Origin of the sequence: Pseudomonas mendocina, from assembly GCF_003008615.1 — a bacterium.
GTDB lineage: Bacteria > Pseudomonadota > Gammaproteobacteria > Pseudomonadales > Pseudomonadaceae > Aquipseudomonas > Aquipseudomonas mendocina_C.
Genome location: NZ_CP027657.1, coordinates 3,467,301 through 3,492,552, shown reverse-complemented (window position 1 = coordinate 3,492,552; position 25,252 = coordinate 3,467,301). Strand labels below are relative to the sequence as shown.

Annotated in this window: 23 protein-coding genes; 9 read left to right on the top strand and 14 right to left on the bottom strand. The window is 61.9% G+C overall.

Annotated features, from left to right (window positions below):
* Nucleotides 1–3 precede the first annotated feature (3 nt).
* Nucleotides 4–1,152, bottom strand: coding sequence for a glutamine-hydrolyzing carbamoyl-phosphate synthase small subunit (gene carA / locus C7A17_RS16280; protein WP_106739001.1), 1,149 nt, complete (start codon nt 1,150–1,152; stop codon nt 4–6).
* A gap of 279 nt (nt 1,153–1,431) precedes the next feature.
* Here carA and C7A17_RS16275 point away from each other — a divergent pair, with 279 nt between their 5' ends.
* Nucleotides 1,432–2,844: a DNA cytosine methyltransferase gene (locus C7A17_RS16275; protein WP_106739000.1), complete on the top strand. Its 1,413-nt coding sequence runs from the start codon at nt 1,432–1,434 to the stop codon at nt 2,842–2,844.
* Between the two features lie 4 nt (nt 2,845–2,848).
* On the opposite strand, the gene C7A17_RS16270 is transcribed toward C7A17_RS16275, so the two are convergent.
* The 5 genes from C7A17_RS16270 to grpE all read right to left on the bottom strand — a co-directional run bounded on the left by C7A17_RS16270 (nt 2,849) and on the right by grpE (nt 8,466).
* Entirely contained in the window at nt 2,849–3,580 is a 732-nt protein-coding gene (locus C7A17_RS16270; protein ID WP_106738999.1) for a PmeII family type II restriction endonuclease, read from the bottom strand.
* 57 nt (nt 3,581–3,637) lie between these two features.
* Entirely contained in the window at nt 3,638–4,441 is an 804-nt protein-coding gene (gene dapB, locus C7A17_RS16265) for a 4-hydroxy-tetrahydrodipicolinate reductase (protein ID WP_106738998.1), read from the bottom strand.
* 62 nt (nt 4,442–4,503) lie between these two features.
* Nucleotides 4,504–5,631, bottom strand: a complete 1,128-nt coding sequence (dnaJ, locus tag C7A17_RS16260; RefSeq protein ID WP_106738997.1) for a molecular chaperone DnaJ — start codon at nt 5,629–5,631, stop codon at nt 4,504–4,506.
* A gap of 111 nt (nt 5,632–5,742) precedes the next feature.
* A complete protein-coding gene (gene dnaK / locus C7A17_RS16255; RefSeq protein WP_106738996.1) occupies nt 5,743–7,659 on the bottom strand; it encodes a molecular chaperone DnaK in 1,917 nt (638 codons plus the stop codon).
* A gap of 99 nt (nt 7,660–7,758) precedes the next feature.
* On the bottom strand, nt 7,759–8,466 hold the full coding sequence (gene grpE / locus C7A17_RS16250) for a nucleotide exchange factor GrpE (protein WP_267895739.1): 708 nt from the start codon (nt 8,464–8,466) through the stop codon (nt 7,759–7,761).
* A gap of 19 nt (nt 8,467–8,485) precedes the next feature.
* On the opposite strand from grpE, the gene recN reads away from it, so the two are divergent.
* Nucleotides 8,486–10,162, top strand: coding sequence for a DNA repair protein RecN (gene recN / locus C7A17_RS16245; RefSeq protein ID WP_106738994.1), 1,677 nt, complete (start codon nt 8,486–8,488; stop codon nt 10,160–10,162).
* Between the two features lie 115 nt (nt 10,163–10,277).
* Here the strand turns inward: recN and fur are convergent, their stop codons facing one another.
* Entirely contained in the window at nt 10,278–10,682 is a 405-nt protein-coding gene (gene fur / locus C7A17_RS16240) for a ferric iron uptake transcriptional regulator (protein WP_106738993.1), read from the bottom strand.
* 95 nt (nt 10,683–10,777) lie between these two features.
* Here fur and C7A17_RS16235 point away from each other — a divergent pair, with 95 nt between their 5' ends.
* Nucleotides 10,778–11,296: an outer membrane protein assembly factor BamE gene (locus C7A17_RS16235; RefSeq protein WP_106738992.1), complete on the top strand. Its 519-nt coding sequence runs from the start codon at nt 10,778–10,780 to the stop codon at nt 11,294–11,296.
* Nucleotides 11,297–11,422: 126 nt separating this feature from the next.
* Here C7A17_RS16235 and C7A17_RS16230 read toward each other — a convergent pair whose 3' ends face one another.
* Both C7A17_RS16230 and C7A17_RS16225 read right to left on the bottom strand, forming a co-directional pair.
* A complete protein-coding gene (locus tag C7A17_RS16230; RefSeq protein WP_106738991.1) occupies nt 11,423–11,737 on the bottom strand; it encodes an RnfH family protein in 315 nt (104 codons plus the stop codon).
* Entirely contained in the window at nt 11,730–12,164 is a 435-nt protein-coding gene (locus C7A17_RS16225; RefSeq protein WP_106738990.1) for a type II toxin-antitoxin system RatA family toxin, read from the bottom strand. Before C7A17_RS16225 ends, C7A17_RS16230 begins: the two co-directional genes overlap by 8 nt.
* 164 nt (nt 12,165–12,328) lie before the next feature.
* Here C7A17_RS16225 and smpB point away from each other — a divergent pair, with 164 nt between their 5' ends.
* Nucleotides 12,329–12,811 (top strand): SsrA-binding protein SmpB, encoded by a 483-nt coding sequence (gene smpB, locus C7A17_RS16220; RefSeq protein ID WP_106738989.1) that lies wholly within the window; start codon nt 12,329–12,331, stop codon nt 12,809–12,811.
* Between the two features lie 190 nt (nt 12,812–13,001).
* Here the strand turns inward: smpB and C7A17_RS16215 are convergent, their stop codons facing one another.
* The gene (locus C7A17_RS16215) at nt 13,002–13,772 is read right to left on the bottom strand and encodes an FCD domain-containing protein (RefSeq protein WP_106738988.1); all 771 of its coding nucleotides are present in this window, start codon (nt 13,770–13,772) and stop codon (nt 13,002–13,004) included.
* Between the two features lie 296 nt (nt 13,773–14,068).
* On the opposite strand from C7A17_RS16215, the gene C7A17_RS16210 reads away from it, so the two are divergent.
* The 3 genes from C7A17_RS16210 to dld all read left to right on the top strand — a co-directional run bounded on the left by C7A17_RS16210 (nt 14,069) and on the right by dld (nt 18,716).
* Nucleotides 14,069–15,754 carry a lactate permease LctP family transporter gene (locus C7A17_RS16210; RefSeq protein ID WP_106738987.1) on the top strand — a complete coding sequence of 562 codons (1,686 nt, stop codon included), beginning with the start codon at nt 14,069–14,071 and terminating at the stop codon, nt 15,752–15,754.
* A gap of 87 nt (nt 15,755–15,841) precedes the next feature.
* Complete coding sequence (gene lldD / locus C7A17_RS16205) at nt 15,842–16,981, top strand: FMN-dependent L-lactate dehydrogenase LldD (RefSeq protein WP_106738986.1); 1,140 nt, start codon at nt 15,842–15,844, stop codon at nt 16,979–16,981.
* Between the two features lie 4 nt (nt 16,982–16,985).
* On the top strand, nt 16,986–18,716 hold the full coding sequence (gene dld, locus C7A17_RS16200; RefSeq protein ID WP_106738985.1) for a D-lactate dehydrogenase: 1,731 nt from the start codon (nt 16,986–16,988) through the stop codon (nt 18,714–18,716).
* A gap of 327 nt (nt 18,717–19,043) precedes the next feature.
* Here dld and clpB read toward each other — a convergent pair whose 3' ends face one another.
* From clpB to C7A17_RS16180, 4 genes are all read right to left on the bottom strand, one after another.
* Nucleotides 19,044–21,608, bottom strand: coding sequence for an ATP-dependent chaperone ClpB (gene clpB / locus C7A17_RS16195; protein ID WP_106738984.1), 2,565 nt, complete (start codon nt 21,606–21,608; stop codon nt 19,044–19,046).
* 128 nt (nt 21,609–21,736) lie between these two features.
* Nucleotides 21,737–22,474, bottom strand: a complete 738-nt coding sequence (locus C7A17_RS16190) for a nitroreductase family protein (RefSeq protein WP_106738983.1) — start codon at nt 22,472–22,474, stop codon at nt 21,737–21,739.
* Nucleotides 22,475–22,582: 108 nt separating this feature from the next.
* Entirely contained in the window at nt 22,583–23,068 is a 486-nt protein-coding gene (locus tag C7A17_RS16185; protein WP_106738982.1) for a glutathione peroxidase, read from the bottom strand.
* Nucleotides 23,069–23,265: 197 nt separating this feature from the next.
* Nucleotides 23,266–23,751 (bottom strand): FKBP-type peptidyl-prolyl cis-trans isomerase, encoded by a 486-nt coding sequence (locus C7A17_RS16180; protein WP_106738981.1) that lies wholly within the window; start codon nt 23,749–23,751, stop codon nt 23,266–23,268.
* Between the two features lie 141 nt (nt 23,752–23,892).
* Here C7A17_RS16180 and C7A17_RS27090 point away from each other — a divergent pair, with 141 nt between their 5' ends.
* Together C7A17_RS27090 and C7A17_RS16170 are read left to right on the top strand one after the other, a co-directional pair.
* Nucleotides 23,893–24,060, top strand: coding sequence for a DUF3565 domain-containing protein (locus C7A17_RS27090; protein ID WP_234035947.1), 168 nt, complete (start codon nt 23,893–23,895; stop codon nt 24,058–24,060).
* Entirely contained in the window at nt 24,061–25,245 is a 1,185-nt protein-coding gene (locus C7A17_RS16170; RefSeq protein ID WP_106738979.1) for an acetate kinase, read from the top strand.
* Nucleotides 25,246–25,252: the final 7 nt, after the last annotated feature.

Genomic DNA, 25,252 nt, shown 5'->3' with positions numbered 1-25,252 from the left:
GGCTTAGCGGCGCTTGGCCATGGCTTCGATGAAGCGGTCGAACAGCGGAGCCACGTCGTGCGGGCCTGGGCTCGCCTCGGGGTGACCCTGGAAGCTGAAGGCATCCTTGTCGGTGCGCTCGATACCCTGCAGGGTGCCATCGAACAGCGACTTGTGGATCGCACGCAGGTTGCCCGGCAGGCTGGTTTCGTCCACGGCAAAACCGTGGTTCTGGCTGGTGATCATCACCACGCCGCTGTCGAGATCCTGCACCGGGTGGTTGGCGCCGTGGTGGCCGTGGCCCATTTTCAGGGTCTTGGCACCGGAGGCCAGGGCCAGCAGCTGGTGGCCGAGGCAGATGCCGAATACCGGGATATCAGTTTCGAGCACGTCCTTGATCGCCTGGATCGCGTAGTCGCACGGCTCGGGGTCACCTGGGCCGTTGGACAGGAACACGCCATCGGGATTCAGCGCCAGCACTTCACTGGCCGGGGTCTGCGCCGGTACCACGGTCAGGCGGCAGCCGCGCTCGACCAGCATGCGCAGGATGTTCAGCTTCACGCCGTAGTCGTAGGCGACCACGTGATACGGCAACTCACTGGCCGGGATTTCCGGATGGCTGTCGTCTTTCAGATTCCACACACTGGAGCGCCACTCGTAACGCTCGGTGCAACTGACCACCTTGGCCAGATCCATGCCTTTGAGGCCAGGAAAGCTGCGCGCCAGCTCCAGCGCCTTCTCTTCGGTTGCATCGTCACCAACCAGGATGCAGCCGTTCTGCGAACCCTTCTCGCGCAGGATGCGGGTCAGGCGGCGGGTATCGATGCCGGCAATGGCAACGGTGCCATTTTCCTTCAGGTACTCGTCCAGCGGCTGCTTGTCGCGCCAGTTGCTGGAAATCAGCGGCAGATCACGGATGATCAGGCCGGCGGCCCATACGCGATTGGACTCGGCGTCTTCCGGCGTGGTGCCGGTGTTGCCGATGTGCGGGTAGGTCAGGGTAACGATCTGCTGGGCATAGGAAGGATCGGTAAGGATTTCCTGATAGCCGGTCATGGCGGTGTTGAACACCACCTCACCGATGGTCTGGCCATCGGCCCCGATTGATTCGCCGCGAAAGATGCTGCCGTCAGCGAGGGCCAGAATGGCGGGTTTAGGGGCTGGCTTAGTCAAGAAGACCTCCGTCTCGATCAAGGCTTGAAGCAAACGCAGATTGTAAAAAAGCGGGATGACGTGTGAAGGTCATCCCGCTTTTTTATCAGAGCCATTTCTGCGTAACTTTTAGTGGACACACTAAAGCGGGAAGCTTACAGGAAAGAGCCAAAAATCGAAAGTCGAAAAGGGCAAAAAGGCATACCCGCTTCCCACCGGCGAGCCTGAGACAGGGTTGACAGCGCTGAGACGCCAGGAAACCATTGGTACTTCTTACAGGTTTCGCATGAGAAACCCCTGATGAGTACCAAGATCAGCATCGAAGATGCTGCACGCCAGCTCCACATAAGCCCTCAGCGCACCCGCACGCTCTGCCGCACTCAAGCACTGCGAGCCGAGCGAGTCGGCAAGACCTGGATCATCGACCAGGAAAGCGTGACCCAATACGGATTAAGAACAGCACACATGATTGCAGAGGATCATCCTGCCTATCACGCGCCCGAGCGCAGCAAGAGCAGCCCTGTCGCGCTGAGTTTTTTCTCCGGCGCCATGGGTCTCGACCTTGGCATGGAGAAGGCCGGTTTCGACATACGCCTGGCCTGCGAATTCGATAAGTACTGCCGCCAGACCATCGCCCTGAACCGCCCCGACACAGCGTTGCTGGGTGATATCAACAGCTGCTCCGTCGAGCAGGTACTCGAAGCTGCCGGCACGCCACGCGAGGCTATCGACGTCATCATCGGCGGGCCACCCTGCCAGGCATTCAGCACGGCCGGCAAACGCAAGGCCTTCAATGACGAACGCGGCAACGCCTTTCTCAAGTTCATCGATCTGGCGCTGGAGATCAGGCCGCCCTATATCGTCATCGAGAACGTGCGTGGCCTGCTGTCCTGCCCGATGGATCACCGCCCGCATGATCAGCGCGGCCCGGACTTCCCCGATCTGTCCCTCGACGAGATGAAGGGCGGCGCACTGAACTTCGTCCTGAGCAAGCTGAGCAATGCCGGTTACGCCACCTCGTTCAACCTGTACAACTCGGCCAACTTCGGCACGCCACAGATTCGTGAGCGCGTCATCATCATCTGCTCACGAGATGGCAAGCCTGCGCCCTTCCTGACACCGACCCACAGCGAGGACGGTGCTCAAGGGTTGCCGGCCTGGCGCACTGTCCGCCAGGCACTGGAGGGACTGAACAGCCACAACCACCTGAACTTCCCGGAAAAGCGCCTGCGCTTCTATCGCCTGCTCAAGGCCGGGCAGAACTGGCGCAACCTGCCCGAGGATCAGCAGCGTGAAGCACTGGGCAAATCCTACTTCGCCGGAGGCGGCAAGACCGGCTTCCTGCGTCGCCTGGCCTGGGACAAACCATCACCCACCCTGGTAACGCACCCCGCCATGCCAGCAACCGACCTGGCGCACCCGGAAGCGGATCGTCCGCTGTCGATCGAGGAATACAAACGCATTCAGGAGTTTCCGGATGACTGGCAACTGGCCGGGCCACTGATCCAGCAATACAAACAGGTCGGCAATGCCGTACCGATCAGCCTGGGACATGCCGTCGGCAAACTGTTGCGAGATCTGCTGGCAGGCAAGGCACAAGCGGCACCTCGCAATTTCCGCTTCTCGCGCTACCAGGCCACCTGCCATGAAGAATGGCGCAAGGCCTTCGAGCAGCAACGACGCAAGGCGCAACTGGAGCTGGCGATCAGCTGATGATTCAGGCCTCGGAATTGAAACGCAGCAGGCGCGCCCAGTCGATGGCGCCCTGCTCGTCGCAGAATTCGAGGGTGAACTCACGGGTGAACTTGTTGATCATCTGCCCGTAGCTTTCAGCGAACTCGTCGTTGCGTTCACGCGCCTTGAAGCCCAGCGGCTCGATCAACTCCACGTAGAGCTGGTCGTCCCCCGAGATGAATGACCAGAAACGCTGACCGCAGTACTTGTAGTAGCTGCCTTTGTCCGGATTGCTGTCGCGACCATAGCAACAGCCATTGACGGCGACGACCTGCAACCCCGAATTACCCGTGCGCAAGGTGCGTTGCGCAGTCAGGAAGTTGGTTTTCATCTGACCGATCTGCGAGCTGTTGCCCCAGTTCGGGCCGGACTTGATGGCCACGATGTGACGCAGCCCGTCGCGATCGAATTCGAGATCGACACCCGTGATGCCGGACTTCCAGCCACCGTAGACCTGGCCATTGATGAAAATGGCCAGCCCCTCCAGCCAGTCACCGAACAGCGTCTCTTCGTTGGAGGAGATGTGTGCATCGACGATGCCGCGAATGATCTGCTCCGCGGTCAGCACGTGCTTGGCCCTGTACATGTAGGGGTTCTTGCGCTTGAGCACGTCCTTGAGCTTCAGGCGCCCCAAACTGGCGATGCGCTTCTCGTGGAAGGCACCAATGTTCAGTTCGACGTAGCGGGCCACGTCATCCAGATTCAAAGGCGTCATCAATTACCCCGGAACATCCATGCACGAGCGGGAGACAAGCTCCCGCCTCCCTTTGCCCTATTTCAGGCCCAGTACATCCTGCATGTCGTACAGCGCGGCATCACGCCCCTGCAGCCACAGCGCCGAACGCACGGCCCCCTTGGCGAAGGTCATGCGACTGGAGGCCTTATGGGTGATCTCCACACGCTCGCCATCGGCGGCGAACAGCACGGTATGGTCGCCCACCACATCACCGGCGCGCACGGTGGCAAAGCCGATGGTTTCACGCTCGCGCGCTCCGGTCTGGCCTTCGCGGCCGTATACGGCGACCTTCTGCAGATCACGCCCCAGCGCATCAGCGACCACTTCCCCCATACGCAGGGCGGTGCCGGAGGGTGCATCCACCTTGTGCCGATGGTGGGCTTCGATGATCTCGATATCCACGTCGTCACCCAGCACCCGAGCCGCGGTATCCAGCAACTTCAGGCAGAGGTTGACGCCCACGCTGTAGTTGGCGGCGAAGACGATGGGAATCTGCTTGGCGGCCTCATTCAGCAGCTGTTTTTCCTCGGGGGAGAAACCGGTGGTGCCAATGACCATGGCCTTACCGGCCTGACGGCAGACTTCCAGGTTCTTCAGGGTTACCGAGGGGTGGGTGAAGTCGATCAGCACGTCGAAATCGGCAACCGCCGACGCCAGATCGCCAACCAGCTTCACGCCGATCTTGCCCAGGCCGGCCAACTCACCGGCATCGGCGCCGATCAGACTGCTGCCGGGACGATCGATGGCAGCCTTGAGCTCGGCGCCCTCGGCCTGCTGTACGGCTTCGATCAGAATCTTGCCCATGCGCCCGGCGGCGCCCATTACTGCGATACGTTGCATAGCCATTCAGCTCCAAGCTGACGCATCCGGGCGCGGACGAGAGCCGCGCCCGATACGCTGTTTTATACGTCGCCAAAGAAGCGCTTGACGCCTTCGAACCAACCACTCGCCTTGGGCGAGTGGGAGTCGTCACCCTGCAGCGACTTGCGGAACTCGTCGAGCAGTTCGCGCTGACGCTTGTTCAGGTTGACCGGTGTTTCTACCGCCACCCGGCACATCAGGTCGCCGGCACCACCGCCACGCACCGGGGCCACGCCCTTGCCGCGCAGGCGGAACAGCTTGCCGGTCTGGGTGCCTTCGGGGATCTTCAGCTTGACCCGACCATCGAGGGTCGGCACTTCCAGCTCGCCACCCAGGGCGGCATCGGCGAAGCTGATCGGCACTTCGCAGTACAGGTGCTTGCCGTCACGCTGGAAGATCGCGTGCTCGCGCACGTTGACCACCACGTACAGGTCGCCCGCCGGACCACCATGGGAACCGGCCTCGCCCTCGCCTGACAGGCGAATGCGGTCGCCGGTATCGACGCCTGGCGGCACCTTGACCGACAGCGTCTTGCTCTCTTCCACGCGCCCTTGGCCGTGGCAGCTGCCACAGGGGTCGGTGATCATCTTGCCGCTGCCATGGCAGCGTGGGCAGGTCTGCTGCACCGAGAAGAAGCCCTGCTGCATGCGCACCTGACCAATACCACCGCAGGTGGTACAGGTGACCGGGCTGGTGCCCTTCTTGGCGCCGCTGCCATCGCAGGTCTTGCAACCAACCAGGGTCGGCACGCGGATGGTCACGCTGGTGCCACGCACCGCTTCTTCCAGATCCAGCTCCAGGGTGTAGCGCAGGTCGCTGCCACGCTGGGCGCCGCCACGCGAACCACCGCGGCTGCCACCGAAGAAGTCGCTGAACACGTCACCGAAGATGTCGGAGAAGTTGGCACCGCCGAAACCGGCACCGCCGCCACCGCCCATCTGCGGATCGACGCCGGCATGACCGTACTGGTCATAGGCCGAGCGTTTGGCCGCATCGGAGAGCACCTCGTAGGCCTCGTTGGCCTCCTTGAATTTCTCCTCGGCGTCCTTATCGTCCGGATTGCGATCCGGGTGGTACTTCATCGCCAGGCGACGGTAAGCCTTCTTCAGCTCCGCCTCGCTGGCGCCGCGCTCGACACCGAGCACTTCGTAATAATCGCGTTTAGCCATGGGTTTTCTGCACCTTCAAAATTCGCACCCTCCAGACACGCCGACGCGGGAGCAAGCCCCCGCGCGACGGATTGCCTCGCATGGCGAGGCAGAGCACAAGCGAGCCGAGGCTTACTTGTTGTCCTTGACCTCTTCGAACTCGGCGTCGACCACGTCGTCACCGGCGTCCTTGGCGTCGTGCGCGTCAGGCTGGGCAGCGCCCGGCTGCGGCTGTTCGGCGTACATCTTCTGCGCCAGCGGCGTGGTGGCTTCGGACAGGGCGTTGATCTTGGCCTCGATGGCCGCCTTGTCGTCGCCCTTGACCGCAGCTTCCAGCTCGCCGATAGCCTTCTCGATGGCCGCTTTCTCGTCGGCAGTGGCCTTGTCGCCCGCCTCGGTCAGCATCTTGCGAGTGGCGTGTACCAGTTGGTCACCCTGGTTACGCGCAGTGGCCAGCTCTTCGAACTTGCGGTCTTCCTCGGCGTTGGCCTCGGCGTCACGCACCATGCGCTCGATTTCGTCATCGGACAGACCGGAGTTGGCCTTGATCACGATGGACTGCTGCTTGCCAGTGGCCTTGTCCTTGGCGGACACGTGCAGGATACCGTTGGCGTCGATATCGAAGGTCACTTCGATTTGCGGCACGCCACGCGGAGCCGGCGGAATCTCGGCCAGGTCGAACTTGCCCAGCGACTTGTTCTGTGCGGCCTGCTTGCGCTCACCTTGCAGCACGTGAATGGTCACGGCGCTCTGGTTGTCATCGGCAGTGGAGAACACCTGCGACTTCTTGGTCGGAATGGTGGTGTTCTTCTCGATCAGCGCAGTCATCACGCCGCCCATGGTTTCGATACCCAGGGTCAACGGGGACACGTCGAGCAGCAGCACGTCCTTGACGTCGCCAGCCAGAACGGCGCCCTGAATGGCAGCGCCCATGGCGACGGCTTCATCCGGGTTGACGTCCTTGCGGGGTTCCTTGCCGAAGAACTCGGTCACCAGTTTCTGTACCAGCGGCATGCGAGTCTGACCGCCGACCAGGATCACGTCGTTGATCGAACCCACGTCGACACCGGCGTCCTTGAGCGCGATGCGGCAAGGCTCGATGGTGCGCTGCACCAGATCCTCGACCAGCGACTCCAGCTTGGAGCGGGAGATCTTCACGTTCAGGTGCTTGGGACCGCTGGCATCTGCAGTGATGTACGGCAGGTTGACGTCGGTCTGCTGGCTCGAGGACAGCTCGATCTTGGCCTTCTCGGCAGCTTCCTTCAGGCGCTGCATGGCCAGCGGGTCGCCCTTGAGGTTCATGCCGGTTTCTTTCTTGAATTCGTCGACGAGGTAGTCGATCAGGCGAATGTCGAAGTCTTCACCACCGAGGAAGGTGTCACCGTTGGTGGCCAGCACTTCGAACTGGTGCTCGCCATCGACTTCGGCAATCTCGATCACCGACACGTCGAAGGTACCGCCGCCCAGGTCATAGACGATCACGGTGTGGTCGCCCTTGGCCTTGTCCATACCGTAAGCCAGCGCAGCCGCAGTCGGCTCGTTGATGATGCGCTTGACGTCCAGACCGGCGATGCGACCAGCATCTTTGGTGGCCTGGCGCTGGCTGTCGTTGAAGTAGGCCGGAACGGTGATGACCGCTTCGGTGACCGGCTCGCCGAGATAGTCTTCGGCGGTCTTCTTCATCTTCTTGAGGATTTCAGCCGAGATTTGTGGCGGTGCCATCTTCTGGCCATTGACCTCGACCCAGGCGTCACCGTTGTCAGCCTTGGCGATCTTGTACGGCACCATCTGAATGTCTTTCTGCACGACTTCTTCGTCGAAACGACGACCGATCAGACGCTTCACCGCGTACAGGGTGTTATGCGGGTTAGTCACGGCCTGACGCTTGGCCGACTGGCCGACGAGGATTTCACCATCGTTGGCGTAAGCGATGATCGACGGCGTGGTACGAGCGCCTTCGGCGTTCTCGATTACCTTGACGTTGCCGTTTTCCAAAATAGAGACGCAGGAGTTGGTAGTCCCCAGGTCGATACCGATAATTTTGCCCATGAATGTTCTCCCGAAACTTTGATTTTTCCGTCGCCTCGTTTCTCAGGCGCCGGCAGCACTAAAACGCTTGACTTAAAAATGGGGTCGTTACAGCTGATTTCAAGCCTGCTCGTCGATACTCGGCGGCGGCGTCGTTGGTGCCTTGCTGACCACGACCATGGCCGGGCGCAGCAGGCGCCCATTGAGCACATAGCCCTTCTGGAACACCTTGAGCACCGAATTCGGCTCAGCATGAATGCTCTCTTCCATGGCCATGGCCTGGTGGTGCTCCGGGTTGAATGGCGCACCATGCGGGTCGATGGCTTCCAGGTTGTAGCGAGCCAGGGTGTCGTGGAACAGCTTGAGGGTCAGCTCCATACCTTCACGTACGGCCTTGATCGATACATCGTCAGGGCTGGACAGCTCCAGACCACGCTCCAGGCTGTCGATTACCGGCAGCAGATCACCGGCGAATTTCTCCAGCGCGAATTTGTGCGCCTTCTCCACATCCTGCTCGGCGCGACGACGCACGTTCTGCAGATCGGCGGCCATGCGCAGCGACTGATCCTGCGCAGCAGCCAGTTGCTCTTCCAGCGTTTGCACGCGAGCAGCCAGGTCATCACCCGCTGCAACAGCTTCTGCTGCCTGTGCCTCGGGGTTCTGCGTATCCAGGGTCTGTTCGTCAGCCATGCCTTTCTCCTCTCGAAAAAACTGGCGCGATACCGACTCGCGCTCCTGCCGCCTATATGGAGTCAATTCCACAGGTTTCAAGGGGCGATAGGGAGGATTGCCAGAGAAAGAAAAAACACTGTATAAATAACCAGACATCAATTCGGGAGCGTTCGCCATGCTGGTGCACCTGTCCATTCACAACTACGCCATCGTTGACCATCTGGATCTCGAGCTGGATGCCGGCATGAGCACCATCAGCGGCGAAACCGGCGCCGGCAAGTCGATCATGCTCGACGCCCTGGGCCTGTGCCTGGGAGATCGCGCCGACAGTGGCGTGGTACGGCCAGGGGCGGACAAAGCCGATCTGCTCGCCAGCTTCGACCTGAGCGACATTGCCGAGGCCCGTACCTGGCTGGCTGAGCGTGACCTGGACAACGATGGCCCATGCATCCTGCGCCGCGTCATCACCGCAGAAGGTCGTTCGCGCGGCTATATCAATGGCACGCCTTGCCCACAGAGCGATCTCAAGGCGCTCGGCGAATTGCTGATCGACATTCACAGCCAGCATGAGCATCAGTCGCTGCTGAAAAGCGACACCCACCGCCGCCTGCTCGACGAATACGCCGGCAGTCAGGAACTGGCACGCCAGGTGCAACTGGCGGCGCAACGCTGGAAGCAGACCCGCAACGAGCTGGAACGCATTTCCAGCCTTGGTGACGAACAACGCGCCCGCCATCAACTGCTCAGCTACCAGTTGGAAGAACTGGAAAACCTCGCCCTCGGCGAGAACGAACTGGAACAATTGGAGCAGGAACACAAGGCCCTGAGCAACGCCGAAGCCCTGCTCAGCGCCTGCCGCCAGGTACTCGACCTATGCAGCGAGAGCGACGCCGGCAACGTGCTGTCAGCACTCACCGCCAGCCTCAATCGCCTCGGCGGCTTCGGCAACCAGAGCAACGCCCTTGGCGAAGCCAGCAATCTGCTGGCCAGCGCGCAGATCCAGGTCGAAGAAGCCGTCGGCGAACTCAACCGCTTCCTCGATCATTTCGATGCCGACCCTGAACGCCAACAGAGCCTCGAAGAGCGCCTGGATACCATCTACACCCTGGCACGCAAGCATCGCATCCAACCCAGCGAGCTGGCCGCACTACAGCAACAGCTGTTCGAGGAACTGGAAGGCCTCAACGCCGACGACCAAGCCAGCGAGCGCCTGGCCGAGGAACTGGCCGCCTACGCCCGCCACTATCAGGAAAAAGCCGCCGAACTGAGTGCTCTGCGCGGCAAGGCAGCCGAACGCCTGGCCAAGAAAGTGGAAAAGGAGATGCAGACACTGGGCATGCCCGGCGGCCGCTTCAGTGTGCAACTGCAAGCCCTGGAAGGAGCGGAACCACAGGCAAACGGCCTGGAGATCGTCGAGTTCCTGGTCAGCGCCAACCCGGGCCAACCGCTGCGCCCACTGGCCAAGGTGGCTTCGGGCGGCGAACTGTCGCGTATCAGCCTGGCGATCCAGGTGATCACCGCACAGACCTCGCGCGTACCGACCCTGGTCTTCGATGAGGTGGATGTCGGCATCGGCGGCCCCACCGCCGAGGTGGTCGGCCAGCTACTTCGCCGCCTTGGCGAACGCGGGCAGGTGCTGTGCGTCACCCACCTGCCACAGGTCGCCGCACAGGGGCATCAGCATCTGTTCGTGCACAAACGCCGCGGCCAGGGCGCCACCTCCACCGCAGTGAGCAAGCTCGACGACCAGGGCCGCATCGAGGAAATCGCCCGTATGCTCGGCGGCGTCGACCTGACCGAAGAATCACTGGCGCATGCCCGCAAAATGGTCACCAGCGCCCAAGCAGCATGAACATCCTGCCCGCGCACGACTCGCACTCGACAATTCGCGGGTAAAGCTCACTCCCACAGGAAGCAAGATGCAAAAAAGGCGACCCGCAGGTCGCCTTTTTTGTCAGTGCTGAAAGTCAGCTCTTCTTACGTACGTACAGCACCAGATTGTGATCGACCAGCTCGAAACCGTGCTGCTTGACGATCTCTTTCTGCAGCTTCTCGATCTCCGGGTCGAAGAATTCGATCACTTCACCGCTGTCGACACAGACCATGTGGTCGTGGTGCCCACCGTCGGCCAGTTCGAATACGGCGTGACCACCATCGAAGTTGTGGCGCTCGACCAGACCGGCGGCCTCGAACTGAGTCAGTACGCGGTACACGGTGGCCAGGCCGACGTCTTCGCCAGCCTCCATCAGCGCCTTGTAGACGTCCTCTGCGCTCATGTGGCGATGCTCGGCGTTATCGAGCATTTGCAGGATCTTGACCCGCGGCAGAGTTACCTTAAGTCCAGCTTTACGGAGTTCGCTATTTTCAACCATGGTCTGCTTTCTCGTGAGGCCTGCTTTCGCAGCTCCTCTTAATACGGGTATGATCCGGGGTTCAAGTTGCCCAAGATAGTGGAAGTCACCCTCCGATGCAAAAAACCAAGCTCTTGCTGACCAGCCTGTCGCTGACCGGGCTCTTCGCACTCGCCGGTTGTTCATTCCCCGGGGTTTACAAGATCGACATTCAACAGGGCAATGTCGTGACGCAGGACATGATAGACCAGCTGCGCCCTGGAATGACCCGACGCCAAGTGCGGTTTATCATGGGCAACCCGCTGATTACCGATACCTTCCACGCCAATCGCTGGGATTATCTCTACAGCATGCAGCCGGGCGGCACTCAGCGCCTGCAGGAACGCGTAAGCCTGGTATTCGACGGCAACGATCAACTGGTTGGTCTGGCTGGCGACTTCATGCCAGGCGTGAGCCGTGACCAGGCGATCCTCGGCGAGGACAGCGGCGTAACCACGCCACAAGCCCAACCGCAGAAGCAGGACGATACCCCGCCAGCTCCTGGCTCGCTGCTGGAGCAGATCCAACGCGAAGTGGATCAGGTCGAAACCGTTCCAGTGCCGACACCGGAACCGCTGGACACCGACCCACAGTAATACGCAGAAATGAAAAAGCCCGGATATCTTCCGGGCTTTTCATTTCAAGGCAGGATGTCGCGGGGCCATCCAGACCGCGCCCCCATTTGTTCCGTAGGATCGGTGCGCACAGTGCACCCCACCCAGCTACTCGCTACCCTCAGCCCTGGCCTTGGCTCTCGCCGCACGCTGCTTTCGCACTTCCTTGGGATCAGCAACCAGTGGCCGGTAGATTTCCACCCGCTCGCCCTCGGCCACTGCGCGCTCCTCAGGCTTGATAACCACCTTACCGAAGATACCCAACGGCGCCCGCTGCAGGTCGAGATCAGGAAAATGCGCCTGCATACCCGAAGCGAGTACCGCCTCACGCACAGTACAGCCCTCCGGCACGGACAGGCGCAGCAGCTTCTGCTCCCCCGCCAGGGCGTAGGCCACCTCGATACTGAGCGTGCGCTTATCCATACAATTGCTTGGCGCGTTGGCAGAAAGCGTCGACCATGGTGTTGGTCGCCTGATTGAACAGCGGCCCAAGGGTTGCGCGCACCAGCGGCCCAGCATAGTCGAAGCTCAGATCCAGGGTGATCTTGCAGGCTTTTTCGCCAAGCGCCTTGAACTCCCAGACACCATGCAGGCGACTGAAAGGCCCTTCCTGCAGGTTCATTTCGATGCGCTGCCCAGGCTGCAGTGTATTGCGGGTAACGAAGCGCTGACTGAGGCTGCCTTTGGCCACCTCCAGACTGGCCAGCATGTGCGTCTCACTGACTTCCAGCACCTGACTGGCCGAGCACCAGGGCAGAAACTGCGGATAGCTGGCCACGTCATTGACAAGGTCGAAGAGCGCCTGCGCCGGATAAGGCAACAGCGCCGAGCGTTGAATACGAGTAGTCATGACACGTCAGCTCCGCCATGGGTACAGCGTGCGCTCATCAAGATACCGGCCCCATGGCGAACCGACACTGCGCAGGAAAGATCGCGCATTGTCAGGGATATGAGGGTGCGGCTCAAGCGCGCCCCATGGCGCAGGCGACAGCGACTCCCTATAATGCGCGCCCTATGGCTAAGCAAAAGAAACATCCCCAAGGCACCATCGCGCTGAACAAAAAGGCGCTGCACGACTATTTCATCGAACACAAGTTCGAGGCCGGCCTGGTGCTGTCCGGCTGGGAAGTGAAGAGTCTGCGAGCCGGCAAGGCACAGCTGGTCGACAGCTACGTGCTGCTCAAGGACGACGAGGCCTGGTTGATGGGCTGCCACATCTCCCCCCTGAAAACCGCCAGTACCCACGTCATCGCGGATCCGACGCGCACCCGCAAGCTGCTGCTGAACAAGCGCGAGCTGGAGAAGCTGTTCGGCTCCGTACAGCAGAAGGGCTACACCGCTGTGGCGCTGTCGCTGTACTGGAAGCAGCATCTGATCAAGTGCGAGATTGCCCTGGCCAAGGGCAAGAAGGACTTCGACAAGCGTCACACCGAGAAGGAACGTGACGCTGACCGCGAAGTCCAGCGCGCCATGCGCAGCAAGGGCAAGGAAGACTGAAAAGCCCAGACGCGCAGGACAGATGCAGGGCTAACCGCAACGCCGGCCGCTCGTAGGGCGGGCTCAGGAGCGAAGCGAACAGTCCGCCGATCCATGCCCTCGCTCGTCACCACGGCCCACCATCGGAACGCTGACGGCATACTGCTGCGCGACGACTGCATGGATGCAGGAGGCCAAGGCCTAGTACGCCCTACAACCCCTGACGGCGTTGCGCCCGCGCTTCTCGCTGAGCCTCCAGCTGAACTTCGGACAGCACTTCCTGCACATAGTCGATGTGTTGATTGGATAGTGTCCGCGCCTCTTCGGCACGCCCCTCCATGATCGCCTCGTACAGCGCCTGATGCTGCTTGATCAACATCTCGCGGGTTTCTTCACGCTGGGCGTACATGCCGCCGATATTGGTCACCACGTTGCGCTTGAGCAGGCTGAACAGGCCACGGATGGTGTGCAGCAACACCGCGTTATGGCTGGCCTCGGCAATCGCCAGGTGAAAGCGCGCATCGGCAGCGCCCTCTTCTGCCCGGGTCACCTTGCCACTGCTGCGGCTGTAGCAATCCTGCAGTGCCTCGAATGCCTCGCTAAGGCGCTGGCGGTCGATATCGGTCGCACGCCTGGCGGCGTAGAAGGCGCAGGAGCCCTCCAAGGTGTGGCGAAATTCGAGCAGATCGCGCTGGGCGTCTTCCTTGTTCTCCAGCAACAGGATCAGCGGATCGCTGAAGGTCGAGCCCAGCGACTCGGCGACATAGTTACCGCCGCCCTGGCGACTGACCAATAGCCCTTTGGCCACCAGTTTCTGAATGGCTTCACGCAGGGAAGGCCGGGAGACGCCGAACTGCTCGGCAAGCAGACGCTCTGCCGGCAGGCGTTCACCAACCCGAAGCGTCCCTTCCAGGATCATCGACTCGAGCTGCTCGACTATATCGTCCGACAGACGGCGCTGCCGCACCTGACCGAATCCCATCACCACTCCTCGCACTGGCCTGACCTGAAACTGGCGGCCGCCTTGAAAACACGGCGGCAAGCCTAACCAGCCAATGATCCTCCAGCAAGTCGCAGCCACCCACTTAATACGACCAAAGTCGTAGCGCGACAAATTGACAGCTTAGCAGCTCCCTCTTACCCTGAGCCGTCGCTTATGTAAATTGGTATTACCAATATTGCGACATCGGACGCCGACCACTGCACTCCTGCCAAATGCGCCTTGGCCAGGCCCCGACACAAAGCTCGATCGCCTACAACAATTAGGGGAGTCCCCGCATGCAAACCTGGCAACAGCTCTACACCCCGCTTGGCAGCCTTGGCCTGTCAGCACTGGCAGCCGTCGTCCCAATCATCTTCTTCTTCCTGGCCTTGGCAGTGTTTCGCCTCAAAGGTCACGTAGCTGGCACCATCACCCTGGCGCTGGCCCTGCTGGTAGCGATCTTCGCCTTCGGCATGCCAGCCGACATGGCTTTCGCTGCCGCGGGTTACGGCTTCGCCTATGGTCTGTGGCCGATTGCCTGGATCATCGTGGCTGCCGTATTCCTCTATAAACTGACGGTCAAGAGCGGTCAGTTCGAGGTCATTCGCAGCTCGGTGCTGTCGATCACCGGTGACCAGCGCCTGCAGGTGCTGCTGATCGGTTTCTCTTTCGGCGCATTCCTCGAAGGCGCTGCCGGCTTCGGTGCTCCGGTAGCGATCACCGCCGCCCTGCTCGTCGGGCTGGGCTTCAACCCGCTGTATGCGGCCGGCCTGTGCCTGATCGCCAACACCGCTCCGGTGGCCTTCGGCGCTCTGGGCATTCCGATCATCGTCGCCGGCCAGGTCACCGGTATTGATGCATTCAAGATCGGCGCCATGACTGGCCGTCAACTGCCGATTCTGTCGATCATCGTGCCATTCTGGCTGGTGGCGATGATGGATGGCTGGAAAGGCATCAAGGAAACCTGGCCAGCCGCCCTGGTCGCCGGCGCCAGCTTCGCCGTGACCCAGTACTACACCTCCAACTACATCGGCCCGGAACTGCCGGACATCACCTCGGCACTGGTCAGCCTGGTGTGCCTGACGCTGTTCCTCAAGGTATGGCAGCCCAAGTCCGAACGCGCCAAACAGGTCGCCGGCACCTCCGGCGGCGCAGCTGTCATGGGTGGTTTCGGCGGCGCCCGCACGACTGAACCATCGCCCTACAGCATCGGCGAAATCATCAAGGCCTGGTCACCGTTCCTGATCCTCACCGCGCTGGTGACCATCTGGACACTCAAGCCATTCAAGGCAGCCTTCGCCCCAGGCGGCGCACTGGAGAACTTCGTCTTCCTGTTCGCCATCCCGCACCTGGATCAGTTGGTCATGAAGATGGCGCCGATCGTCGCCAACCCGACCGCCATGCCGGCCGTGTTCAAGCTCGATCCGATCTCGGCCACCGGCACCGCGATCTTCATCTCCGCCCTGCTGTCGATGCTGGTACTGAAGATCAACCCTAAAATTGGTCTTACCACACTCAAGGAAACTTTCATCGAGCTGAAATGGCCGATTCTGTCCATCGGCATGGTGCTGGGTTTCGCCTTCGTCACCAACTACTCGGGCATGTCTGCGACCATGGCGCTGGTTCTGGCTGGTACAGGCGTGGCTTTCCCGTTCTTCTCGCCTTTCCTCGGCTGGCTGGGTGTATTCCTGACTGGCTCGGACACTTCGTCCAACGCCCTGTTCGGCTCGCTGCAAGCGACCACTGCGCACCAGATCGGGGTCAACGACACCCTGCTGGTGGCGGCCAACACCAGCGGTGGCGTGACCGGCAAGATGATTTCGCCACAATCCATCGCCGTAGCCTGCGCTGCGACTGGTATGGTCGGTAAGGAGTCGGATCTGTTCCGCTTCACGCTCAAGCACAGCCTGATCTTCGCCACCTTCGTGGGCCTGATCACCCTGGTTCAGGCCTACTGGCTGACCGGCATGCTGGTGCATTGAGACCGGCCCAACCGGCTACCCTCGGGACGAGGAACCACCCAGGCGGGGGTTCCTCTTTCGCTTATCAAAAAGACGGTCGAACTGCCCATGATCATTTCTGCCTCCACCGACTACCGCGCCGCGGCCCAGCGCAAGCTGCCGCCCTTCCTGTTCCACTACATCGACGGCGGCGCTTACGCCGAGCACACCCTGCGCCGCAACGTCGCCGACCTGTCGGACATCGAACTGCGCCAGCGGGTGCTGAAGAACATGTCCGACCTGAGCCTGTCCACCGAACTGTTCGGCGAGCAGCTGTCCATGCCTGTCGCCTTGGCACCTGTCGGCTTGACCGGCATGTTCGCTCGCCGTGGTGAAGTGCAAGCCGCCAAGGCCGCAGCAGCGAAAGGCATTCCCTTTACGTTGTCCACCGTTTCGGTGTGCCCGATCGAGGAAGTCGCACCGGCCATCGACCGGCCCATGTGGTTCCAGCTCTACGTGCTGAAGGATCGCGGCTTCATGAAGAATGCCCTGGAGCGGGCCAAGGCGGCAGGCTGTTCGACCCTGGTATTCACCGTCGACATGCCCGTACCCGGTGCGCGCTATCGTGATGCTCACTCCGGCATGAGCGGCCCGAACGCGCCGTTCCGGCGCATGCTACAAGCCATGACTCACCCGCAGTGGGCCTGGGATGTCGGTCTGCTGGGCAAGCCGCACGACCTGGGCAATATCTCCGCTTATCGCGGCAACCCCACTGGCCTGGCCGATTACATCGGCTGGCTGGGCGCCAACTTCGACCCGTCGATTTCCTGGAAAGACCTGGAGTGGATTCGCGACTTCTGGGACGGCCCGATGGTGATCAAAGGCATCCTCGACCCTGAAGACGCACGCGATGCGGTGACCTTCGGTGCCGACGGCATCATCGTTTCCAACCATGGCGGTCGTCAGCTCGACGGCGTGCTGTCCAGCGCCCGGGCGCTACCGGCCATCGCCGATGCAGTCAAGGGTGAGCTGAAGATCCTCGCCGACTCGGGCATCCGTACCGGCCTCGATGTGGTGCGCATGCTGGCCCTGGGTGCCGACACCGTGCTGCTCGGCCGCGCCTTCATCTACGCGCTGGCAGCAGCCGGTGGCGCCGGCGTGAGCAACCTGCTCGATCTGATCGAAAAGGAAATGCGCGTGGCCATGGTACTGACCGGTGCCAAGTCGATCGCCGAGATCACCCCGCAATTGTTGGTCAGGGAGCGTTGATGCCATGAGTGCTGCTGGCGATACCACCGTCACCCGCGATGCCCTGCTGGCGCAGATGCGCCAGATCGTGGGCAGCCCCCACGTGCTCACCGACGAGCAATCCACGCGCCGTTTCCGCAAAGGCCATCGCACGGGTGAGGGCAATGTGCTGGCAGTGGTTCGTCCCGGCTCACTGCTGGAGCAATGGCGCATTCTGCAGGCCGCCGTGGCAGCGAACCGCATCGTCATCATGCAGGCGGCCAACACCGGGTTGACTGGCGGTTCGACGCCCGACGGCAGCGATTACGACCGCGAGATCGTGCTGATCAGCACCCTGCGCATCACCGGCGTACAGCTGATCAATGACGGCCAACAGGTGGTTTGCCTGCCTGGCGCCACGCTCGATCGCCTGGAGCAGGCACTGGCGCCGCTGGGTCGCGAACCACACTCGGTCATCGGCTCCTCGTGCATCGGCGCTTCCGTGCTTGGCGGCGTCTGCAACAACTCCGGCGGTGCGCTGGTACGCCGCGGCCCAGCCTACACCGAGCTGGCGCTGTATGCACAGGTCAAGGACGACGGTTCGCTGGAACTGGTCAACCATCTGGGCATCGAGCTGGGCGACAACCCTGAAGAAATCCTCACGCGCCTGCAGAATGGCGATTACACACCGCAGCAAGTGCGTAACGAAGAGACGGCCAAGGCATCCGACGCTCGCTACGGCGAACACGTACGCGATGTCGATGCCGATACGCCGGCACGCTTCAACGCCGACCCATCGCGCCTGTTCGAAGCCTCGGGTTCGGCCGGCAAGCTATGCCTGTTCGCCGTGCGCCTGGACACCTTCACCAAGGAACCCAGCTCGGTGTTCTACATCGGCAGCAACGACCCGCACGACCTGACCGAAGTGCGTCGTCACCTGCTGGCCAACCTGCCACGCCTGCCAATTGCCGGGGAATACATCCACCGTACGGCCTTCGACATCGGCGAGAAGTATGGCAAGGACACCTTCCTGGTGATCGACAGGTTCGGCACCGCCAAGGTGCCGGCCGCCTTCGCCATGAAGAGCCGGGTCGATGGCTTCTTCGAGCGCTTCGGCCTGCGCGGCGTCACCGACAAGGTCATCCAGGCACTGATGAACCTGCTGCCCAGCCACCTGCCGCCGCGTATGCGCGAGTACCGCGACCGCTTCGAGCATCACCTGCTGGTGCGTGTGTCCAACGACACACTGGAACAGACCCGCAGCTTTCTCGCCGAGTACTTCGCCGGCCGCCAGAGCGGCGCCTATTTCGAGTGCGACGCCGAGGAGGGCCGCAAGGCCTTCCTGCATCGCTTCGCCATCGCTGGCGCAGCGATTCGTTATCGCGAAGCACACCGCAGCAGCGTCGAGGACATCCTCGCTCTGGACATCGCCCTGCGCCGCAACGACCGTGACTGGGTCGAGACGCTACCGGCCGAGATGGAAGAACGGATCATCCACAAGCTCTACTACGGACACTTCTTCTGCCATGTGTTCCACCAGGACTACATCGTCAAGAAGGGCAATGACCCGCTCGCCATGGAGCACGCCATGTGGAAGCTACTGGACGAGCGCCGCGCCGAGTACCCGGCCGAGCACAACGTCGGCCATCTGTATGTAGCCAAGCCGGCGCTGGCCGGCTTCTATCGCGAGCTCGACCCGACCAATACCTTCAATCCCGGCATCGGCCATACCTCGAAGAAGAAGCATTGGGGCGAATGCTGCGGACAGGAGCATTGAACCAGTAGCGTGACGCACCAGAACGGAGGGCGGCCTCATGAGCGCAGCGAGTAGCCCGCCGGCCTGGCAGCACAACGACCGTTTGGAACTCCAGCGACGCAGGAAGCCAAAGCCGACGACTGCATGGATGCAGGAGATAGATCGCGAGTAGGCCCTAAACCTGTGGGAGGCGCTTCAGCGGTGACGGTCGCGGCTGAAGCCCCTCCCACAACAGCTCCGTAGCCCAGATGCAATCCCGGCACCTGATGCCGATTTCCCGGATTGCATTCGGACGACAAAAAACAAGGCCCGCCAATTTGGCGGGCCTTTGTGTTTACGCGCAACCGATCAGGCGAAGACGATCTCCTCGCCTTCCACCCTGGCCTTGACCTGCGCACCGGGTGCGAAGTCGCCAGCCAGAATGCGCTGCGCCAGCGGGTTCTCGATCCAGCGCTGGATCGCACGCTTGAGCGGGCGAGCGCCGTAGACCGGGTCGTAACCGACGGCGATCAGCTTGTCGAGCGCCTCCGGTGTCAACTCCAGGCTCAGCTCGCGCTCGGCCAGGCGGCCACGCAGGCGTTTGAGCTGGATCTCGGCAATGCCGGCGATCTGCTCACGACCCAGCGGCTCGAACACCACCACCTCGTCGATACGGTTGATGAACTCGGGACGGAAATGGCTGCTCACCGCATCCATCACCGCCGCGCGCTGCGCTTCCCTGTCGCCGACCAGATCCTGAATATGCGCCGAACCGAGGTTGGACGTCATCACGATCACGGTGTTTTTGAAGTCCACGGTGCGGCCATGGCTGTCGGTCAGGCGACCATCCTCCAGCACCTGCAACAACACGTTGAACACGTCCGGGTGGGCTTTCTCCACCTCGTCCATCAGCACCACCGAATACGGCTTGCGACGCACGGCCTCGGTCAGGTAGCCGCCTTCCTCGTAACCGACATAGCCGGGCGGCGCACCGATCAGGCGAGCGACGCTGTGTTTCTCCATGAACTCGGACATGTCGATACGCACCAGCGCCTCCTCGGTGTCGAAGAGGAACTCGGCCAGCGCCTTGCACAGCTCGGTCTTGCCCACCCCGGTCGGGCCGAGGAAGAGGAACGAGCCGCTCGGCCGGTTCGGGTCGGCCAGCCCGGCACGCGAACGGCGCACGGCGTTGGATACGGCGACCACCGCTTCGTCCTGACCGATCACACGCTGGTGCAACAGGCCTTCCATTTTCAGCAGTTTCTCGCGCTCACCTTCGAGCATCTTGCTCACCGGAATGCCAGTCCACTTGGACACGACCTCGGCGATTTCCTCGTCGGTGACCTTGTTGCGCAGCAACTGGTTCTCGCTCTTGCCGTGCTGGTCGACCATCTGCAGGCTGCGCTCCAGATCTGGAATCACGCCGTACTGCAGTTCGGCCATACGGTTGAGATCGCCCTTGCGCCGCGCAGCCTCGAGCTCGGTCTTGGCCTGCTCGATCTTCTGCTGGATCTGCGCCGAACCTTGCACTTCGGCCTTTTCCGACTTCCAGATTTCATCCAGGTCGGCGTATTCCTTCTCCAGCTTGGCGATGTCTTCCTCCAGCTTGACCAGACGCTTCTTGGTCGCCTCGTCGTCTTCCTTCTTCAGTGCCTCGCGCTCGATCTTCAGCTGGATCAGGCGACGATCCAGGCGATCAAGTTCTTCCGGCTTGGAGTCGATCTCCATGCGGATACGGCTGGCAGCCTCGTCGATCAGGTCGATGGCCTTGTCCGGCAACTGGCGGTCGGTGATGTAGCGATGGCTGAGCTTGGCCGCGGCGATGATCGCGCCGTCGGTGATGGTCACCCCATGGTGCACTTCGTAGCGCTCTTTCAGGCCACGCAGAATGGCGATGGTGTCCTCTTCGCTCGGCTCGTCCACCAGCACCTTCTGGAAACGACGCTCCAGTGCAGCGTCCTTCTCGATGAACTGGCGGTACTCGTCCAGGGTGGTGGCGCCGACGCAGTGCAGCTCACCACGAGCCAGGGCCGGCTTGAGCATGTTGCCGGCATCCATGGCGCCCTCGGCCTTGCCGGCACCGACCATGGTATGCAGCTCGTCGATGAACAGGATGATGCGCCCTTCCTGCTTGCCCAGTTCGTTGAGTACCGCCTTCAGGCGCTCCTCGAACTCGCCGCGGAACTTGGCGCCGGCGATCAGCGACCCCATGTCCAGCGACAGCAGGCGTTTGTCCTTCAGACCATCCGGCACTTCACCGTTGATGATGCGCTGGGCCAGGCCTTCAGCGATGGCAGTCTTGCCGACGCCGGGCTCGCCGATCAGCACCGGGTTGTTCTTGGTACGGCGCTGCAGCACCTGGATGGTGCGGCGGATCTCGTCGTCACGACCGATCACCGGGTCGAGCTTGCCCTCCTCGGCGCGCTTGGTCAGGTCGACGGTGTACTTGTCCAGCGCCTGACGCGATTCCTCGACGTTGGGATCGTTGACGGCCTGGCCTCCACGCAGGTTGGCGATGGCATTTTCCAGGGCCTTCTTCGACACGCCCTGGCCGAGCAGCAGCTTGCCCAGCTTGGTGTTCTCGTCCATGGCGGCGAGCAACACCAGTTCGCTGGAAATGAACTGGTCGCCCTTCTGCTGCGCCAGACGGTCGGCCTGGTTGAGCAGGCGTGCCAGATCCTGCGACAGGTTGATGTCGCCGGTGGGGTTCTGCAGTTTGCCGAGCTGATCCAGCTCACGGGTCAGCCCCTGACGCAGGCTGTTGATGTCGAAACCGACCTGCATCAGCAGCGGCTTAATCGAGCCACCCTGCTGTTCGAGCAGCGCCTGCATCAGGTGCAGCGGCTCGATGGCGGCGTGATCCATGCCCACAGCCAGGGATTGGGCATCGGAGAGTGCAAGTTGCAGCTTGCTGGTCAAACGATCGATACGCATTGTGTCCTTCCTCCAATAGAGCGGGCCGGGACAACATCCCCGAAAACTGAGACCCGCCGAGATGAAGACTAGATAAGGACGATTACGCCGTATTCAAGATGTGACGACTTGATCCAGGTCAAGCACCGCTACAACCAAGTGACCTGCTGTTCCAGCGGGAAACGCAAGCGCGGGTTGTAGACCCCCTTCTCGCCCTGTCTCCCAACGGCCAGCAGCATGATCGGCATGGCCTGACGTGGGATGTCCAGCACACGGCGCAGACGCACCTCGTCGAAACCTTCCATCGGACAGGTGGCATAACCATGACTCTGAAAGGCGAGCATCAGGTTCTGCGCCGCCAGCGCCGTGGATTTCACCGCCCACAGGCGCATGTCTGCTCGGCTATTGGGCGTGCGCATCAACGCCTTGCGCAGCCCCACCAGGCGCACCAGCTGACGCTTGAACAGCCCGAAAAGACCCAATGGGCCCTGGTTGTACTGGAATGGTGCCGTCTTGCTGTAGAAACGGCGGATTCGCGCCGGAACCTCGGCCTCCGGCCAGTATTCGATGATGTTCTGGCAGGCCTGACGCCAGGTATCCGGACGCGCCAGCACGGCGATGATCACCGGTGCCCGCGCCGCGTTCTGGCTCATGCACACCGGATGCAGTCGCGCCAGCAACGCTGGATCGCGAACGACCTGAAAGCTCCAGGGTTGCAGGTTGCAGGAGTTCGGCGCCAGCACGGCCAGCTCCAGGCAATCGCGAATCACCTCGTCCGGTACCGGCTCGCTGGTGAAGCGCCGTACTGCACGGCGACTCTCGATCAGCGCACGCAAGGCAGGTGGCGATGCCGTGTTCGGCGTTTCGTCCGTTGGGAAACTGGTCATGAGCACTCTCCTCGGCTGCCTGCCGATGTAAACAGCCAGAAGAGCGGATGAACAAGGGCGCGGGAGAAAACGGCCGCGTGATTGGCCGATCTGCCGCGCCTTGCGGGATTAAAGGCCTAGCGCTTTCTCGATGGCCTGGATCAGCGCTGGATCGTCCGGCGCAGTGCGCGGCGAGAAGCGCGCGAGTACCCGACCGTCCTGACCAACGAGGAACTTCTCGAAGTTCCAGGTGATGTCGCCAGGGAACTCCGCGCCTTCGCCCGCCAGCAGGCGATACAGCGGATGGCGGCCTGGGCCGTTGACCTCCATCTTGCTGCCCAGCGGGAAGGTCACGCCGTAGTTGAGGCTGCAGAACTCACGAATCTCATCCTCGCTGCCTGGCTCCTGCCCGGCGAACTGGTTGCAGGGCAGGCCAAGCACGGTGAAACCGCTGCCCTTGTACTGCTGATAGAGTTTCTCCAGCCCGGCGTACTGTGGTGTCAGGCCGCACTTAGAGGCGACGTTGACCACCAGAACCACCTGGCCCTTGTAGGGCGCCAACGGCAGTTCCTGGCCGTCCAGCGCACGCAGATTGAGATCGTGAAAGGCACTCATGACGAACTTCCTCAGCGAATTCAGTGCAGCAGGGCACAAGGCCGCTGACTTCGGATAATGCTGCTTCAGCAAACAGCCAGCATGCATGAAAAAGGCGCCCTAGGGCGCCTTTATCGCAAACTTGAGCTTAGCAGTGGTTCAGCGAGAAGGAACGACCGCAAGTCGCCTGGGAGCCTGCGAGCAGGCTCTGGCGCCACTCAGTGGTGATGACCACCTTCACCGTGGATGTGGCCGTGAGCCACTTCTTCCTGGCTGGCGTCACGCACGTTGACGACCTTCACCTTGAAGTTCAGGCGCTGACCGGCCAGCGGGTGGTTGCCGTCGACAGTCACGTCGTCGCCGTCGATATCGCGAATGGTGACGATCTGCATGCTGCCGTCAGGGCCGGAAGCGTGGAACTGCATGCCCACTTCCAGGGTGTCGACGCCTTCGAACATGGCGCGGCTCAGAGTGGCGACCAGCTCGGCGCTGTATTCGCCGTAGGCTTCTTCCGGCTCTACTGAAACGTCCAGCTCATCGCCAACCTGCTTGCCAACCAGGGCCTTCTCAAGCCCGGCGATGATGTTGCCTGCACCATGCAGATAGACCAGCGGAGCGCCGCCAGCCGAACTGTCGATCACCTCACCGGCATCGTTGGTCAGGGTATAGTCGATGGAGACTGCCTTGTTGGCGGCGATCAGCATGGGTGAGACCTTTTGCAGAAGAATGATGAACGGTCGAGTTTAACCAAGGCTGCCCGTGAATGCGACCCGACCCCAGACAAACGGCCAGCGACGGCCCCGGCGCACCTGCTTGATTTTCGTCAGGACGAGCATGGCGATTGGGTGGCAGTCTTATCTTGTGGTCATACTCAACATGTACGTCATCGCCCACCCTGGCAAAATCGCGACTGGATACTCGATCCGGCTCAGCGCCAGGCACGCCTGGGCTGTCCCTTTCCCTGTGGCTGGTGCGCCCGGGAGAAGTCGAATGACGAATTCAAGGAAGCTTAAATGTCTGCACGCAACATTCTGGTGATCAACTGCGGCAGCTCGTCGATCAAGTTCGCCTTGGTCAACGAAGCCCAGGAGCAATTCCCCCTGAGCGGCCTGGCCGAACGCCTCGGTAGCCCTGAAGCGGTACTGCATTGGCAACAGGGCGAGCACAAGGACAGCCTGGTGATCGCCGGCGCCGATCACCGACTGGCACTTTCGCACCTGCTGCCCATCGTCCAGCGTGTGGCGGACGGTCAGTTGCACGGCATCGGCCACCGCGTGGTACATGGCGGCGAGCACTTTTCCGGCGCCTGTCGCCTGGATGACGTCAGCCTACTGGCCATCCGTCAGGTCGCACCGCTGGCGCCGCTGCACAATCCGGCCAACCTGCTCGGTATCGAAGCCGCGATGAAACTGTTCCCCAGCCTGGTACAGGTCGCCGTATTCGACACCGCCTTTCACCAGAGCCTGCCTGAGCACGCCTATCGTTATGCCGTGCCGGAGGCGCTGTACCGCGAACACGGTGTGCGCCGCTACGGCTTCCACGGTACCAGCCATCGCTACGTCAGCCAGAAAGCCGCCGAAATGAGCGAGTTGCCTTCCGATGGTAGCAGTTGGCTGGTCGCCCACCTGGGCAATGGCTGCTCCACCTGTGCCATCGAGAACGGCCACAGTCGCGACACCAGCATGGGCCTGACGCCGCTGGAAGGCCTGGTAATGGGTACACGCAGTGGCGATGTCGACCCCAATCTGCACAGCCACCTGGCCCGCGCCCTGGGCTGGAGCCTGGAGCGGGTCGATTCCATGCTCAACAAGGAAAGCGGCCTGCTGGGCCTGTCCGGTCTGTCCAATGACATGCGCGCGTTGGAGCAGGCGCGCGAACAGGGCCACATCGGTGCCACGTTGGCCATCGAAGTGTTCTGCTATCGCCTGGCCAAGTCACTGGCGGCCATGAGTTGCGCATTGCAACGCCTGGATGGCCTGATCTTCACCGGCGGTATCGGCGAGAACTCGGCGCTGATCCGTGGCAAGACCCTCGATCACCTCGGCCTGCTCGGGCTGAAACTCGACCCCCAGGCCAACGCCCGCTGCGTACGCGGCGTCGCTGGTGCCATCCATGCGCACGGCCATCCGCGCGTTCTGGTGGTGCCAACCAACGAGGAGCGCCAGATCGCGCTCGATACTCTCGCCCTGCTCGACTGAGGCTCAC

Excerpts from the sequence above, each read along its gene's own strand:
- smpB (WP_106738989.1), top strand. The coding sequence starts at position 12,329 with ATGGCTAAGCAAAAGAAACATCCCCAAGGCACCATCGCGCTGAACAAA.
- dnaJ (WP_106738997.1), bottom strand. The coding sequence starts at position 5,631 with ATGGCTAAACGCGATTATTACGAAGTGCTCGGTGTCGAGCGCGGCGCC.
- C7A17_RS16275 (WP_106739000.1), top strand. The coding sequence starts at position 1,432 with ATGAGTACCAAGATCAGCATCGAAGATGCTGCACGCCAGCTCCACATA.
- C7A17_RS16230 (WP_106738991.1), bottom strand. The coding sequence starts at position 11,737 with ATGGATAAGCGCACGCTCAGTATCGAGGTGGCCTACGCCCTGGCGGGG.
- dnaK (WP_106738996.1), bottom strand. The coding sequence starts at position 7,659 with ATGGGCAAAATTATCGGTATCGACCTGGGGACTACCAACTCCTGCGTC.
- C7A17_RS16210 (WP_106738987.1), top strand. The coding sequence starts at position 14,069 with ATGCAAACCTGGCAACAGCTCTACACCCCGCTTGGCAGCCTTGGCCTG.
- C7A17_RS16170 (WP_106738979.1), top strand. The coding sequence starts at position 24,061 with ATGTCTGCACGCAACATTCTGGTGATCAACTGCGGCAGCTCGTCGATC.
- fur (WP_106738993.1), bottom strand. The coding sequence starts at position 10,682 with ATGGTTGAAAATAGCGAACTCCGTAAAGCTGGACTTAAGGTAACTCTG.
- recN (WP_106738994.1), top strand. The coding sequence starts at position 8,486 with ATGCTGGTGCACCTGTCCATTCACAACTACGCCATCGTTGACCATCTG.
- C7A17_RS16190 (WP_106738983.1), bottom strand. The coding sequence starts at position 22,474 with ATGACCAGTTTCCCAACGGACGAAACGCCGAACACGGCATCGCCACCT.
- C7A17_RS16235 (WP_106738992.1), top strand. The coding sequence starts at position 10,778 with ATGCAAAAAACCAAGCTCTTGCTGACCAGCCTGTCGCTGACCGGGCTC.
- dapB (WP_106738998.1), bottom strand. The coding sequence starts at position 4,441 with ATGCAACGTATCGCAGTAATGGGCGCCGCCGGGCGCATGGGCAAGATT.
- dld (WP_106738985.1), top strand. The coding sequence starts at position 16,986 with ATGAGTGCTGCTGGCGATACCACCGTCACCCGCGATGCCCTGCTGGCG.
- C7A17_RS16180 (WP_106738981.1), bottom strand. The coding sequence starts at position 23,751 with ATGCTGATCGCCGCCAACAAGGCAGTCTCCATCGACTATACCCTGACC.
- grpE (WP_267895739.1), bottom strand. The coding sequence starts at position 8,466 with ATGTCTGGTTATTTATACAGTGTTTTTTCTTTCTCTGGCAATCCTCCC.
- lldD (WP_106738986.1), top strand. The coding sequence starts at position 15,842 with ATGATCATTTCTGCCTCCACCGACTACCGCGCCGCGGCCCAGCGCAAG.
- clpB (WP_106738984.1), bottom strand. The coding sequence starts at position 21,608 with ATGCGTATCGATCGTTTGACCAGCAAGCTGCAACTTGCACTCTCCGAT.
- C7A17_RS16270 (WP_106738999.1), bottom strand. The coding sequence starts at position 3,580 with ATGACGCCTTTGAATCTGGATGACGTGGCCCGCTACGTCGAACTGAAC.
- C7A17_RS16185 (WP_106738982.1), bottom strand. The coding sequence starts at position 23,068 with ATGAGTGCCTTTCACGATCTCAATCTGCGTGCGCTGGACGGCCAGGAA.
- C7A17_RS16225 (WP_106738990.1), bottom strand. The coding sequence starts at position 12,164 with ATGACTACTCGTATTCAACGCTCGGCGCTGTTGCCTTATCCGGCGCAG.
- C7A17_RS16215 (WP_106738988.1), bottom strand. The coding sequence starts at position 13,772 with ATGGGATTCGGTCAGGTGCGGCAGCGCCGTCTGTCGGACGATATAGTC.